Here is a 13130-nt window from a genome sequence, read left to right on the forward strand (position 1 = left end):
CAAATTCGCTGCGCGAATTTGGTAGCCCGTAGGGGAATCGAACCCCTCTTACCAGGATGAAAACCTGGCGTCCTAACCGATAGACGAACGGGCCAAAGAGGATTTACAATTTACCATTTAGGATTTACGATTGAAAATTGCCGTCGTTGCATCAGTTCCTTGCGGTAACAATGCCAGCCGGGCAATTCAAAATTGTACATCATCAATGGTAAATGGTACATCAAATTCGCTGCGCGAATTTGGTAGCCCGTAGGGGAATCGAACCCCTCTTACCAGGATGAAAACCTGGCGTCCTAACCGATAGACGAACGGGCCATTGGGCACTTTGTAATTGGGAAGATGAGCGACTTAAGAGCGACCGGAAGTACCGGGAAGCACAATTTAAGTGAGCGAATCTGCCCCGTAGCCAGCGTTCTGGCCCAAAGCGAGCGCAAAGATAGTAAGTCAGGTTGCAAACTGACAACTATCCGCATAACTTTTTACGAAGGAGGAAAGTTGCTGCTCCGCTTAGAGGGAGGTCCGGAGTTTTTCCAGGCGGGCGCGGAGCTCTTCGGCTTGCTCGGCTTTGTAGCTGATGGCTACGTCCCGGCTCAGTTCCGCGATGGTATCCAGCTGGATGCTGTCTTGCTCCAGGTGGTAACGGGTTTCTTCCAGGCTGGCTTCGTCGTCGAAGTTGGTGCTGCGCAGTGCTTCGAGTTCTTTGCGGCGGGCGGCGATGCTTTCGTGCAGGCGGTGGCGGTCGAGCAATTCCCGGAGCCGCTTGGCGCAGTCGGCAAAGAAGGCGGCTTTCGCATGGCGGAGGTTGAACTCTGCTTCAAAGTCGCGGATCAATTGCTCGCCCCGGGCAATCTCGTCGGCACCGGCGTTCCCGCTCTTTTCCAGGTCTTCGCGCAGGGCCCGGGTGCTCTCGCGGATGGATTCCGCCTCCGAGCGGAAGCGTTCCTCCTGGGCCAAACACTCCCGCAGGCGCTTGCTCACCCGGCCCGCAAAAGTGCGCTCCTCCTTGCGGGCCAGGCGAGCCCCCAGCCAACGCCGCCGGCCTTCCCAGGCGGCCCAGGCCACCCCACCCAGTGCGCCCAGCAGGAACATCAGAATGGCTACGCGCGGAGCAACGCGCAACAGGAAAACCACTGCCATTAAGTAAACGGCAATGAAAATCAGCAGGGTAGGATTCCAAGGCTCCTTTTGCTCGGGAGTTTTCATACCCTCAATAACTAGCTGGCGGGGAGGATAGTTGTACCGTAAGTCCCCGGAATCGTCGCTCCCGTCGATATTCCCCGGATTTGGCTTGGGCCCAGCTGCGCTGCGCCGTCTTAAACCACTAAGTACACGAAGAGGCACTAAGACCAACTTTGGGCCCAGCTGCGCTGCGCCGTCTTAAACCACTAAAGCTAGTCTGTCTAATTAATTGGGGTGAGCCCGTACGCGCGTTAGACTGCCTAGGTTGAGACCCTCTGGGTCGTAGGAGAATACGCCAATGTACTTAGCTGGATCGACACAGAGGGTCTCAACCTAGGGGGGCACCGTGATTAGCTGGATCGACCCAGAGGGTCTCAACCTAGGGGGGCACCGTGATTAGCTGGATCGACCCAGAGGGTCTCAACCTAGGCGGTCCAGGCCCCTAAAGCGCGCACGGGTTAAACCCATTAGATTAGACAGCCTACCACTAAAGCATCAAGGGCACTGCGTTGCACTAAGGTTTGTCTATGTGCTTTTTCTTAGTACCTCTTCGTGTTCTTAGTGGTTCAAAAGAAAGAGCGAAGCTCAAAGAAACCTACTGGTCCTTCTTCTTAAAGTCCCCCCGCTTCCAGCCGTCGAAGAACTGCTTCCAAGCCACGGGGCTGAAGATGTTCATCGGCGGCCGCTGCCCGATGTAGTAAGTCTGCCGGGCCTGTTGCCGCAGGTAGTAGCTGGCGTTTTCGGCACCGGAGGCGGGGACGGTCTCCCGCAGTTTCTCCAGTTTATCCGCGCTCAGGTTGGCCGAGGCAATTTGCTGCAACTCGGGCGTAACGTCCATGGCCAGAAACTCCAGCTTAAAGTGTTCGCGGCTGGGCCAGGGGAAGACGATGGCCGTCGGCAGGTCAATGTCGTTCTTGGTCATCAGCTGCACGATGCTGTACTTATCGTCCTTCAGCGTATCGGGCACGACGTAAACGGCCGGGTCGTAGCCCAGGGCACTGAAGATGACGGTATCGCCCGTGTGGGTGACGATGCTGAAAAAGCCTTCCAGGTTGGCGTAGGTACCCCGGCCGTCGCTTTTAATGAGGACGGTGGCGTAGGGGATGGGCAGCAACTGGTTGTTGGAGCCATCGAGCACCATCCCGGAAAACTGCACCAGCCGGTCGCCATTTTGGTCCACCAACTGCGCACGCAGCGTGGTGACGGAGACGAAGAGGGCACAGACGAGGACGAAGTATTTCATAATGCGGGGTATTTCTTCCGGACAATAGACAAGGAACAGCCCCAAACGGTTGGGAAGCCAGCCCAATGTTAACGCATTCTTGGGGATTTTGGCGCCGCCACGGCAAAAGGCCAGGGTGCGGGGCCCTTACTGAAGCGCGATGTTGAGCACCTCTTCCATCGTTTCAACGAAGCGGATTTTGAGGCCCTTGAGGTAGCGGGCTTCAATTTCGCGGACGTTCTTCTCGTTGAGCTGGCTCAGGATGATTTCTTTCATCCCGGCCCGGCGCGCGGCCAGCAGTTTTTCCTTCACGCCACCCACGGGCAAGACCCGCCCGCGCAGGGTGATTTCCCCTGACATTGCCAGGTAGGGCTTCACGGGCCGGCCGCTGTACACGCTGGCCATGGCCGTCAGCATCGTCACCCCGGCACTGGGACCATCCTTGGGCGTAGCGCCTTCGGGGACGTGGACGTGCAGCTCTTTTTCCCGCAGCACTTCCGTATCGAGGCCCAGGCGTTCGGCGTTGGCTTTGAGGTAGGAAAGGGCCGTTACCGCACTTTCCTTCATCACGTTGCCAAGGTTGCCCGTTTGCACGAGTCCGCCCTTGCCGGGGCTGAGGCTGGCCTCCACGTAGAGGATTTCGCCGCCGACCTGCGTCCAGGCCAGGCCCACCGCAATGCCGGGTTGCTGGGCGGTGCGGTAAGCTTCGCGCTCGAAGAGGAGAGGCCCGAGAATGCTTTCCAGGTCTTCGGGTTGAATCGTCACTACGTCGGCGTCCTCCATCGCAATCTGCTTGGCAGCGTGGCGCATCAGGCCCCCGATCTGCCGGTTGAGGCTGCGTACCCCGCTCTCGCGGGTGTAGCCTTCGATGACGGCCCGTAGGGTGGGCAAGCCGATTTTCACCTGCCGGGGCTTCAGGCCGTGGTCTTCCCGCTGCCGGGGCACCAGGTGGCGTTTGGCAATTTCCAGCTTCTCCTCGGCGGAGTAACCGGAGAGGTTGATGATCTCCATCCGGTCGCGGAGCGGCGGCTGGATGTCGCCAAAGCTGTTGGCCGTGGCGATGAACATCACCTTGCTCAGGTCGAGGTCGAGGTCCAGGTAATTGTCGTGGAAGGTGTTGTTTTGCTCGGGGTCCAGCACCTCGAGCAGGGCGCTGGAGGGGTCACCACGGTGTCCCTGGGCCACTTTGTCGATCTCATCGAGGATGAAAACGGGGTTGGAGGATTTGACTTTCGCCAGCGACTGCACGATGCGGCCGGGCATGGCACCGATGTAGGTCTTGCGGTGGCCGCGGATCTCACTTTCGTCGTGCAGGCCACCCAGGCTCATCCGGATGTACTTGCGCCCGAGTGCGTCGGCCACGCTTTTGCCCAAGCTTGTTTTGCCGACGCCGGGAGGGCCGAGCAGGAGGAGGATGGGGGCTTTCATGTCGCCCTTGAGCTTCAAAACGGCCAGGTGGCTCAGGATGCGGTCTTTGACCTTTTCCAGTCCGTAGTGGTCGTTGTCCAGCACCTTGGCAACGGCCTTGAGGTCGAAGTTGTCTTCGGTCGTTTCGTTCCAGGGCAGGTCCAGGAGGGTTTCCAGGTAAGAGATCTGGATGCTGTACTCGGCCACCTGGGGGTTCATGCGCCGGAGCCGTCCCAGTTCGCGCTTAAAGACGGTGGCGACCTCTTCGGGCCAGTCTTTTTCGGCCGAGCGGCTCTCCAGGCGGTCGATCTCGGCCTTGTTGGGGTTGTCGCCGAGTTCTTCCTGGATGGCCTTCATCTGCTGATTGAGGAAGTACTGGCGTTGCTGCTCTTCGATGTCTCCGCGGGTCTTGTTTTCGATCTGGTCGCGGATTTCGAGGATGTGCAGTTCGCGGTTGAGTTCTTCCAGTACGCGGCTGGCTTTGACGCCCAGGTCGGCCGTTTCCAGCAGTTCCTGCTTGACGCTGAGTTCGCCGTTGAGGTTGCTGGCGATGAAGTTGAGCAGTTGGCGGGGCTCCTCGATGTTATCGAGCATCACTTGCGCCTCGGTGGGGATGTTGGGGTTGAGTTCAACCACCCGGCGGGCATTGTCGCGTACGCTGTCCATCGTCGCCTGAAAGGTCAGGGGGTCGGAAGGCGGGAGGTAAGAAAGCAGTTCGATTTCCCCTTCCAGGTAGGGAATATCCTGGGTGATGCGGGTACGGCGGATGCGCTGCCGGCCCCGCAATACGGCGGTAAGACTGCCGTCGGGCATCCGCAGCATTTTGAGGATTTTGGCCAGCGTGCCGATTTCGTAGAGGTCTTTGCCCTCGGGCTCTTCCACCTTCAGGTCGCGCTGGGCAAATACGGCCACCCACTTATCCGTTTCCGAGGCCTTATTAATGGCCTTGATGGAGCGGTCGCGACCGATGTTGATGGGGATGACGATGGAAGGGAAAAGGACGGAGTTCTTCAGGGCCAGCATGGAGACGCTGGTGGGAAGATCGCCGGAGAACAGGTCTTCTTCACCCTCATCGGTGCCAATGAAGGGAAATAGATCGGCTTCTTCGTCGTATCCTTGTTTGTCCATCTTTATGGTGATCTTCGGTCGGCTCACGGGGTCATGTTGGGGCGGTAAAGGTAGGCATACTCCCTTAGGTTAAAAGCGTGGGAATGCAGCGCAGGCTGCGCTTTGCTGCGGTCGTACGGCCAACTTGCGGTCCGCAGACTTAGCCAAACTGGCGCACGGAAAGCCTCGCCGGGCTAAAACGCTGATCAGTTTGCTAATCCCACCCACACCATCAGGGGTATAACGCGCAACAGCGCGCGGAGGTTCTTAACAAGAATCGTGCCAAAGTTAGCCAATCCGCCACCCATTTGCCTCCTTTTTCCGGATCGGCAGGCTTTTGGGGTCCAGGCCCTGCTCTTGTTTACGCAGACACCGCACCTGCGGCCGCGCCCGAAACGAAAAAGCCGGGCGAAACGGCGTGCCCCGACCATCTTTCTGCCCCAACAAAACGTTCATGGGAAATGGAACTAGAAATTACGCTAAGTTCTTCGACGAATCTGGCCGACATCCCGGTGGTTTTTCCGGACGCGGTGGAGAGTAATGCGGGGACCGATCTGTTCGGCATTCCCTACGAAAGCGTGCTGTCGCTGGAGCTCGTTTTTCGCCACGTGGAGCAGATGACCAAGAGCAAAGACGCCGGCATCCGCTTTCTGGCCAGGGAGGTGATGCGCCGTGTGGCCAAGGTGCCCGAACTACGCCAGCCGCCGCTGGATTACGCCCTGCTGGCGGCCCATAAAGAGATTTTCGACTTCCTGATGCTGTTCATCATTCCGCCCAACGACCGGGAGAAGGAACTCTATAAATTCAGTAAGCCCTTTCAGTTCCAGCCCCTCTACGTGAGCCCCGCGATGGAGCGGCTCATGGCCGTAGACCAGGCCTGTTATTCCTTCAATAACCGCTACCAGGATGTGGTTTCGCGCCACCAGGTGGCCGTCGGCTGCGTCATCCTGAAACGCTTTTACGGCATCGACGTAGAGATGACGCCCTCGGCGATGCTGACCGTGCCCGACCGCGTCACCGGGTTGAGCCGCTACTACAAACCGACGATGAACGAAGACTTCATTGAGGTGGTAGCGAAGGGCCCGCTGCCCAAGTTAAGCCAGGAACAAATCCAGCGCCTGCTGCACAACATCTCCGATACCGACCTGTGGCTGGAGTACCTGCCCGCCGATAAATTTGCTTTCCAGGGCCTTCACATTGCCCACCTCATTGAAGTTACCGAAGAGGAAGCCCTCAGCCGCCTCAAGCATCGCCTCATCAGCCGGGACGCCATCCTGGACATTGAGCGGGTGCGGGAGCTGGCTGACCTGGTGCGCATCCACTTCAAGAACAAGGACCTCCAGTTGGGGCTCACGGCCGTCGATTACCCCATCGACCGCGACGTAGACCACGAGTACCGCATCCGCTTCAACTTCCTCTGCGACCACGTCCGGAAGCTGACCAGCGAAGCCTTCCGGGGCAGCATTTACGACCGGGCCTTCCGGAGCCGGGAGGTGATGATCATCGAAGACCTCACGGCCTTGCCCAACCCCACCAAGCTGGAAAAACTCCTGCTCAAGGAGGGCTTCCGGAGCATTCTGCTGGCCCCCTTGCTCGACCAGCGCAAGGCCGTTATCGGGCTGGTGGAACTTGGCTCACCGGAGCCCTTCGGCATCAATGCGTTTACGGAAATCAAGTTCCGGGAAATCCGCGGCCTTTTCCGCACCGCCGTGGAGCGCAGCCGGGAATACATCGATAACCGCATCGAGGCCATCATGCGCGAGCAGTACACGAGCCTGCACGCCAGCGTGGAGTGGCGCTTTACGGAGGCAGCGTTCAACATCCTCCAGCGCCAGGACGCCGGTCTGCCGGACATGCCGGAGACCATCGTCTTCAAAGGCGTCTATCCCCTCTACGCCCAGGCCGACATCGTGGGCAGCAGCCGCCTGCGCAACGCCGCCATTTACCAGGACCTGGTGGACAACATCCGCGCCGGCCGCTTTTTCCTGACCCAGGCCCTGGAATTGATCGACTTCCCGCTCATCCACCAGGTGTTGCTGCGCATCGATGCTTCGCTGGTGACCAAGAGTGAAGATTTCGACAACAGCCACGAGATTCGCTTCGGCGAACTCATCCAGCGCCACATTACTCCCCTGGTCAGGCAGCTGGCCAACCACGCGCCGAAACTCCGGGAGTTGGCCGATCGCTACATCGCCAAACTGGACCCCGACCTGGGCCTGTTTTACCGCGTCCGCCGCGACTACGAAAACAGCGTAGCCCAACTCAACCGGGCCCTGAGCGACTTCTTTTCCGAACGCGACCAAGCCGCCCAGGCTACCCTCCCCCACTACTACGAAAAGTACAAAACCGACGGCGTAGAATACGAGATCTACGCTGGCCAAAGCCTCCTGAAAAACCAGGAATTCAGCGACGTACACCTGCGCAACCTCCGCCTCTCCCAGCTGATCGACCTGTGCGAAGCCACCCGGCTGGTCCGCAAAATCTCGGAAGAACTGCCCATGCCGCTGCGGACGGCCCAGCTCGTCTTTGCCTACACCAATCCGCTGGACATCAAGTTCCGGATGGACGAAAAGCACTTCGACGTGGACGGCGACTACAACGTCCGCTACGAAATCCTGAAAAAGCGCATCGATAAGGCCACCATCCGCCAGGGGCAGGAGCGGCTGACGCTGGCCGACCAGGTGAGCATCGTCTACCTCCACGATAAAGACCGGCAGGAGTACATGGACTACCTCGACTACCTCCACCAGGCCGGCTACGTCGACGGCGACATCGAAGAGTGGGTGCTGGACCCCCTGCAATCGGTCAATGGCCTGCGGGCTTTGCGTTTTAGGGTGCGGGTGTAGGGGTAGTTCTGTAGTTCTGTAGTGGACAATACCTCGCTACCGAACTAAATACCCTTGCGATCTAACCCTCTGAAAGCAGCGAATAGCTACATTGCATACCCCCAACCTGGAGTTAATTAAGTCCCGAAGACTTCCGAATTTCCAGTCCCCCATCTTCGGCGCGGACCAGGAAATAGCCGTCCAATTCCGGGGTGTTCTCCACCAGTTCGAGGGCGGCTGCGGGGCCGAGGACCATGCAGGCGGTCGCGAAGGCGTCGGCCGTGGCGCAGTCGGGGGCCAAAATGCTGGCGCTGAGCAGGCGATTGCGTTCCACCAGGCCCGTTTTGGGGTTGATGGTGTGGCTAAAGGTTTCGCCGTCGACGGTGTAATAACTCAGGTAATTGCCGGAGGTGGCGATGGCGCGGCCGTTGCTCAGGGGGAGGGTGCCGGCTTGAGAGACTTTGCTGCGGTCTTCGTCGGGCAGTCGGATGGCCACGTTCCAGGGCTTACCGTTTTTGGTGCCGCCGCCGCGCATCTCGCCACCGATGTCGATGAGGTGATCGGGTCTTCCGGCGCTGGTGAGGAGTTGGGAGAGGAGATCGACGCCGAAGCCTTTGGCGCTGGCGTTGAGGTCGAGTTCCGTCCCCGGTTCTTTGTGGAGAAACTGTCCTTCGAGGCGGATGCGGTCCATGCCTACCAGTTGGCGCAGGCGGTCTACCTCGGCGGGGTCGAAGTTGGCGCTCTCCCGGGGTTTACCGGTGCCGAAGCCCCAGAATCTGACGAGGGGGGCAACGGTGGGGTCGTAGGCTCCGCCGGTGGCTTCGCTGGCGCGGCGGGCCAGTTCGAGGTTAGGGATAAAGTGGCGGGTGCCGGCCAGATCGATGCCCCTTTCGCTTTGGTTGAAGGCATTGAGTTTGCTGGTGGGCACCCAGGCGGAAAGTTCGGCGTTGTAGGCCGTCAGCAGGCTATCGATGCGGGCGCGGAGGCCGGGCAGGGAGTCGCCCAGGTAAGTCACGCGGTAGTAGGAACCCATCGCCTCGCCGGTCAGGAGGTGACTTTCCTGGGGGGTGGTGTCGGTGGGTTCGGCCTGCGTTGCGGGGGCGCGGTCGCAGGTGCAAAAGAAAAGGACGAGGAGCAGGGGAAGGTAGAAACGCATGGTCTTTTGGCTTTGGGAGGGAGATTGCCCGGGGAAAGGGAGCGGACGGGCTGCTTTGCGGCAAAGGTAGGGGCCGGCAGCCTCCCCTCGCTCGTCCAACTGGCCCGGCACCTGCGTCCGCGCCAAAAAAAAGCCTGAACTGCCGTATCTTCCCACTTCACCACCAATCTTCAGCTGCCGGGCCTTCCCGCGCGGTTTTGCGTTTATGTTTTCAATCGGCAGGTTCATCCCTACATTATTGTTGTGTAGTGCCTTCGCTTTGGCGGTGCTGCCGGTTTGTGCGCAGCTGCCGCACACTTATTTCTGGCCCTACACCTCCGACGATGGCCTGGGCGGGCAGACCTTGAATGATGTTTTTGTCGACCGCCAGGGCTACCTCTGGAGCGGTGGCTACTCGGGGCTGCACCGCTTTGATGGCTACGACTTTGTACCTTTTCCAGCCGACCTCACCGACTCCCTGGCCCTGAGCCACGACCTCGTCTCCCACCTCTGCGAAGACGGCACGGGGCAGTTGTGGGTGGGCACCAAGGTGGGCCTCAACCGCTACGAGCGCCGCAGTGGCACCTTCCGGCGGTACTTCGCCAAGCCCGACGACCCGCAGCAGCTGCCCGACGATGACATCATGACGGTGGCGCCCTACGGCCCGGACGGACTGCTGGTGGCCACCCTGCGCGGCCTGCGGGAATACCGCGCGGCGACCGACGACTTTGCGCCCGTGGAGCACCTGGCCGACTCCTTATTCTACTGCCTGCGCACCGATTTGCCCGGTTTCCGCATCCTGGGCGGCAACAATTTTACGGTGACGGGCATTGACGCGGCGGGAGAGCCGGTGCACATCCCCTGTGCTGGCCCGAACCGCATTGCCGGCGTCCACGCCCTGGTCCATTTCGGAGGCCAGATTTACGCGGGCACTTCGGAGGGGCTCTTCCGCCTTGACGTTGCGGCCGGCCGCGCCGAAAATGTTTTCCCCGCTGACCACCCCTTGCGCAATGCCTTCGTTAAAGACCTCAGCGTCTACCAGGGGCGGCTCTGGGCCGCCACGCGGGGACTGGGCCTTTTCAGCTACGATCCGGCTGGCGGGGTCCGGCGCTTCCTGCCCCGCGAAGATGGCAGCAATGGCCTGCTAGACGCCCACAACCGCGCCCTGGCAACCGACCCCCAGGGTAACCTGTGGATTGGCGGATTCCGGGGCCTCAACCGCTACCGCACCTCCGCCGGCCTGCAGTGGTACCGCTACCCCGCAGCCAACCCCGCCAGCAACCAACTCCTGATGATGGGCCTGGGCAGCGCCGGCGAATTCCTCACCTACCGCCGCCTGGATGGGCTTACCATCAGTCCGGCCGTCGGCACCGCCAGCCAGGCCGCCCCCTTCCCCCTCAACGAATACTGGATTGATAAAGACCTCAACGACATCTACACCGACCGCAGCGGCACCACCTGGCTGCCCCGGGGCAACGATGGCCTCTACCGCTACCGCGCCGGGCGTTGGCTCCCCCCGGTAGGCACCCCCGCGATGACCCAAACCCGCCTCTCGTGCATCGCCGAGGACCTCCGGCAGGACGGCATTTACTGGCTCGGTACGGAAGCGGGCCTGCTGCGCTACGACCTGGCGGCCAACGCAGCCCGCTTTTTTCTGCCGGCCGACTTCGATAAGACCGTCGTGACGGCCGTTGCGCCGGCGGCCGACGGGCGGGTGTGGCTCGCCATCGGGGGCTACTACGGCGCGCGCATTGCCCACTTTGACCCCGCAGACGGCACTTTCACCTTTTTACCAACGCCGCCGGGGCTGGACGCACTGGGCTCTTCCGGACGGGTCCTGCAATTCAGCTGGGAAGACGAGACAACGCTGTGGGCCCTGAGTAGCAATGGCCTGCAACGCATCGCCACCGACGCGGGAACGTCCACCTGGTTCGGCCAGCGCGAAGGCCTGCCGGCGGGGGTGTTGCGCTCTTTTGCCCTGGACCAGCGGGGCGACTTCTGGATCGGCACCGACCTTTTCATCCACCGCTTCCGGCCAGGGCAAGGAGCGGGCCTTCGTCTGCCGCTGCCACCCGGAGCCCACGTCATCGACCGCACCGCGCTGGTGGCACCAGGCGGCCAGGTGTACTTCGGCACTTTCAACGGACTGGTAACCTTCCACCCCGATAGCGTGGGCCAGGACCTCCGCTTTGCCCCCTTGGTCGTACACGAAGTAAGCGCCAATGGCCACCGCGTAAACCTGCCGGAAGAGCGGGCCGACGATCACTACCTCGCCCTCAGGAAAGGGGAACGGGTACTGCGGCTGAATTTCTCGGCCCTAGCCTACGATGCCCAGGGGGCCTACCGCTACGCCTACCGCCGGGCGGAGGAAAGCGACGCCTGGCAAGCGCTGGGTACGGGCCGTAGCCTGACGATCTCGGACCTTCCGCCGGGCGTTACGCGCCTTGAGCTCCGCTCCGACGACGGCCGGGGCAACTGGAACCCGAAGACGCTGGCGCTGGCCATCGAGGTGCCACCCTACTGGTACGAGATCAAAAAAGTACGGATCGGGCTGGCCCTGTTTTTCTTTCTCCTGCTCTTGCTCGCTGGCCGTTCCATCCTGCGCCGCCGGCTGGAGCGCCAGCGCCACGAGCAGCTGCTGGCGCTGGACGAGTTCAAATCCCGCGTCTTTACCAACCTTACCCATGAGTTCCGCACGCCGCTGACGCTGATCCTGGGTCCCGCCAAACGCCTGCGGGCCAGGGCGACCGAGTTGGCCGACCCGACGCTGGGCCGCGAAGCCCGGCGCATTGTCCGCCAAGGCCAACGCCTGCTCGCCCTCATCAACCAGGTGCTCGACCTCCGCAAACTCGAAGAAGGGCGGCTGGAGGTGGAGCCTGAACCTACTGACCTCGACCAGTTTCTGGCGGACTTAAGCGAAGGCTTTCGGGACGAAGCCCAGCAGCTGGGCATCACCCTGACGTACTACGGAGCCGAAGAGGGAGAAATTGGCAACTGTTGGATCGATCAACCCAAGGTAGAAAGCATCCTGACCAACCTGCTGGGCAATGCCCTGAAATTCACCCCCGCGGGCGGGCGCGTTACCGTAAGCCTAGTTCACCACCCCGGCCGCTGGTCGGTGACCGTGGCCGATAATGGCAAGGGCATTCCGGAGGCCTACCAGGAAGCCATCTTTGAGCGCTTCGGCCGGGTGCCGGGCAAGGAAGCCAGTGGCACGGGGATCGGCCTGGCGGTGGTGCGGGAGCTCACCGAACTTTTACAGGGAAAAATCACGCTGGAAAGCCGCCCGGGGGAAGGCACCTCCTTCCAGCTTGATTTCCCGCTGCACCCGGCCGGGCAGCCCGCGCGCCCGCCCGCTGCACCCCCTGTGAGCGAAGTGGCCGCTGCAGTGGAAGTCCCTGCTCCCCCCCACGACCGTCCCCTGGTATTGATCGTCGAAGACCAGGCCGAGGTGGCCGCCTACCTCCGCGAGAGCCTCGCCGCCCAGTACCGTACCCTGGTAGCCAGTGACGGGGCGGCGGGCCTGGACATTGCCTTCCAGGAAATCCCCGACCTGGTGGTGAGCGACGTGATGATGCCCAGGTTGAACGGCCTGCAACTCTGCGCCCGCCTCAAGGCCGACCGCCGCACGAGCCACCTGCCCGTTTTGCTCCTCACCGCCAAATCCGCCGAAGAACACCGCCTGGAGGGATTGGAACGGGGAGCGGATGCCTACCTCACCAAGCCTTTCAACGAACGGGAACTGCACCTGCGGCTGCGCAACCTGCTCCACCTCCGCGACCGGGCCGCTGCCCACCTGCGGGAACAATTGCTGGTGCCCGCCGCCCGCCCCGGCCCCGCGCCCGCCGAAGCCGACTGGCTGGAGGAGGTCCGCCAACTCATCCTGGCCCGCCTGGACGACGCCAGCCTGGGCGGGGCCGACCTGGAACGCCACCTGGGCATGAGCCGCAGCCAGCTCCAGCGCAAATTGCAATCGACCCTGGGCCTCTCCCCCTCCCGGCTCATCAACCAGTTCCGCCTGGAAGCCGCCGCCCGCCGTTTGCGCAGCAGCAACGACCCGGTCAGCGACATAGCCTACGCCTGCGGCTTCCAGGACCCCAGCTACTTCGGCCGCAAATTCCGCGAACACTACGGCGTATCCCCGAAGGAATACCGCGAAGGAACCGCGAAAAACAATTAGGGCGCGGCCGCAGGTGCGGGAGATGGGGATAAAAAGCAAAGCCGGCAGCCAGGCTCTTGCTCCCCGGCAGCGGCC

6 protein-coding genes and 2 tRNA genes are annotated in these 13130 nt (G+C 61.5%); 2 read left to right on the forward strand and 6 right to left on the reverse strand.

Features of this window, described 5'->3' with window-relative positions:
• Positions 1-19 precede the first annotated feature (19 nt).
• The 5 genes from H9S92_RS14880 to lon form a co-directional block, all read right to left on the reverse strand.
• Positions 20-94: transfer RNA gene (locus tag H9S92_RS14880), tRNA-Glu, on the reverse strand.
• 146 nt (positions 95-240) lie between these two features.
• Positions 241-315: transfer RNA gene (locus H9S92_RS14885), tRNA-Glu, on the reverse strand.
• A 192-nt stretch (positions 316-507) separates the two neighbouring features.
• Entirely contained in the window at positions 508-1203 is a 696-nt protein-coding gene (locus tag H9S92_RS14890; protein ID WP_187467492.1) for a hypothetical protein, read from the reverse strand.
• A gap of 571 nt (positions 1204-1774) precedes the next feature.
• The gene (locus H9S92_RS14895; protein ID WP_187467493.1) at positions 1775-2422 is read right to left on the reverse strand and encodes a carboxypeptidase-like regulatory domain-containing protein; all 648 of its coding nucleotides are present in this window, start codon (positions 2420-2422) and stop codon (positions 1775-1777) included.
• 126 nt (positions 2423-2548) lie between these two features.
• Positions 2549-4936, reverse strand: a complete 2388-nt coding sequence (gene lon / locus H9S92_RS14900; RefSeq protein WP_187467494.1) for an endopeptidase La — start codon at positions 4934-4936, stop codon at positions 2549-2551.
• Positions 4937-5376: 440 nt separating this feature from the next.
• Here lon and H9S92_RS14905 point away from each other — a divergent pair, with 440 nt between their 5' ends.
• On the forward strand, positions 5377-7761 hold the full coding sequence (locus tag H9S92_RS14905) for a GAF domain-containing protein (RefSeq protein WP_187467495.1): 2385 nt from the start codon (positions 5377-5379) through the stop codon (positions 7759-7761).
• A 112-nt stretch (positions 7762-7873) separates the two neighbouring features.
• Here the strand turns inward: H9S92_RS14905 and H9S92_RS14910 are convergent, their stop codons facing one another.
• Positions 7874-8896, reverse strand: a complete 1023-nt coding sequence (locus tag H9S92_RS14910) for an FAD:protein FMN transferase (RefSeq protein WP_187467496.1) — start codon at positions 8894-8896, stop codon at positions 7874-7876.
• A 241-nt stretch (positions 8897-9137) separates the two neighbouring features.
• On the opposite strand from H9S92_RS14910, the gene H9S92_RS14915 reads away from it, so the two are divergent.
• Entirely contained in the window at positions 9138-13055 is a 3918-nt protein-coding gene (locus H9S92_RS14915) for a hybrid sensor histidine kinase/response regulator transcription factor (RefSeq protein ID WP_187467497.1), read from the forward strand.
• Positions 13056-13130 lie beyond the last annotated feature (75 nt).

Origin of the sequence: Neolewinella lacunae, assembly GCF_014349155.1 — a bacterium.
GTDB lineage: Bacteria > Bacteroidota > Bacteroidia > Chitinophagales > Saprospiraceae > Neolewinella > Neolewinella lacunae.

What these genes read in the sequence shown, in the direction of transcription:
- H9S92_RS14890 (WP_187467492.1), bottom strand. Translation starts at nt 1,203, where the DNA reads ATGAAAACTCCCGAGCAAAAGGAGCCTTGGAATCCTACCCTGCTGATT.
- H9S92_RS14895 (WP_187467493.1), bottom strand. Translation starts at nt 2,422, where the DNA reads ATGAAATACTTCGTCCTCGTCTGTGCCCTCTTCGTCTCCGTCACCACG.
- lon (WP_187467494.1), bottom strand. Translation starts at nt 4,936, where the DNA reads ATGGACAAACAAGGATACGACGAAGAAGCCGATCTATTTCCCTTCATT.
- H9S92_RS14905 (WP_187467495.1), top strand. Translation starts at nt 5,377, where the DNA reads ATGGAACTAGAAATTACGCTAAGTTCTTCGACGAATCTGGCCGACATC.
- H9S92_RS14910 (WP_187467496.1), bottom strand. Translation starts at nt 8,896, where the DNA reads ATGCGTTTCTACCTTCCCCTGCTCCTCGTCCTTTTCTTTTGCACCTGC.